This is a genomic window from Actinosynnema sp. NPDC023658 (genome assembly GCF_040639995.1).
Lineage (GTDB): Bacteria > Actinomycetota > Actinomycetes > Mycobacteriales > Pseudonocardiaceae > Actinosynnema.
In genome coordinates this window covers 1-1,346 of record NZ_JBFAAX010001307.1, presented here as the reverse complement: position 1 = coordinate 1,346, position 1,346 = coordinate 1, and the positions used below count along the sequence as shown (strand labels likewise).

1 protein-coding gene is annotated in these 1,346 nt (G+C 72.1%); it reads right to left on the bottom strand.

Annotated elements, in window-relative coordinates; genetic code table 11:
- Positions 1-18 precede the first annotated feature (18 nt).
- Positions 19-1,110: an IS110 family transposase gene (locus AB0G02_RS40535; RefSeq protein ID WP_360805949.1), complete on the bottom strand. Its 1,092-nt coding sequence runs from the start codon at positions 1,108-1,110 to the stop codon at positions 19-21.
- Positions 1,111-1,346: the final 236 nt, after the last annotated feature.

The following is a 1,346-nucleotide window of genomic DNA, read 5'->3' as shown; positions in this document are numbered from 1 at the left end:
GGGATGCTCCTATAGAAGTCAAGCGGCGGTGGCTGGGTTTGTGGGTTGGGTGGCGTGGTGGGGGTTTGTGCTGGTCAGTGCGCGATAGACCTCGCGGGCGATGAAGCGTTTGAGACAGCGGATGATGTCCTTGCCGGACAGGCCTTGCCTGGTGCGGCGTTGGACGTAGTCGCGGGTGCGTTGGTCGTGGCGCATACGGACCAGGGCGATGGTGTGCAGGGCGTTGTTGGCGGCGCGGTCGCCGCCGCGGTTGAGCCGGTGGCGGTGGACGCGCCCGGAGGACGCGGGGATCGGGGCGACCCCGGCCAGGTGCGCGAACGCCGCCTCCGACCGCATCCGTTCCGGGTTGTCACCGGCCGAGGTCAGAAGCTGTCCGGCGGTCTCCGGGCCGACGCCGAACAGCTCCGGCAGGGCGGGCGCGGTTCGGGCGACCAGCGGACCGATCTCGGCGTCCAGTTCGGTGATCTCGGCGTCCAGGGCGCGGTGGCGGCGGGCCAGGCGGCGCAGGGCCGCCCGGGTCGCGGTGGTCGGGTCGGACAGATCGTCGCCTGGTCGCAGCCGGGCGAGCGCGTCGACCAGCGCGGCCCGGTTCAGGCCGCGGGTGACCCGCTCACGCAGCGCCGCGGGCGCGGAGACGAGCAGGCCTCGGATCTGGTTGACGGTCTGGGTGCGGGCCTTGACCGCGCTGCGGCGGGCCACGCGCAGAACCCGGACGGCCTCGACGGCACCGTCCCGGCTCTTCGGGAGGCCGGTGGCCCGCCCGGAGAGCACGGCGGAGGCGGCGGCGTAGGAGTCGACGGGGTCGGACTTGCCCTTGCTCCGCCTGGTCTTGCGGTCGGGTCGGTCGACGTCGACGACGGTGATCCCGGCGGCGGTGAGCACGCGGGCCAGTTCGGCGCCGTAGGCGCCGGTGCCCTCGACCCCGACCGCGGCCACCGGGCCGTGTGAGCGCATCCAGCCCAGCAGTGCTCGATAGCCGGCGATGGTCGCGGGGAATTCCCGGTCGGCCGGGTGTCTGCCGACCGGGTCGATCACGGCGGCGTGGTGGGTTAGGCCGTGGGTGTCGACTCCGCCGGTGACCGGTGTGCCGTCGTGCGTCATGCTGGTCATGTCCGTCCCTTGCAGCGTGGGTTCACCAGGGGCGGCACGCGCCGGTCGGGCGGGTGGACAGGACAGTGACGGGGCCTCTGGCCAGGCTCCTATGAAGTCACAAACGCCCGTCCGGCCGCGTGCGCGGTGACGCCGTCGACGGGCCGACAAATCCCCAGCAGGACAGTCAGGACGTCAGTCAGTCGATGGGTCAGACCCGCCAACGACATCACCACACACATCATCACTGTCAGTCG

What these genes read in the sequence shown, in the direction of transcription:
- AB0G02_RS40535 (WP_360805949.1), bottom strand. Translation starts at nt 1,110, where the DNA reads ATGACCAGCATGACGCACGACGGCACACCGGTCACCGGCGGAGTCGAC.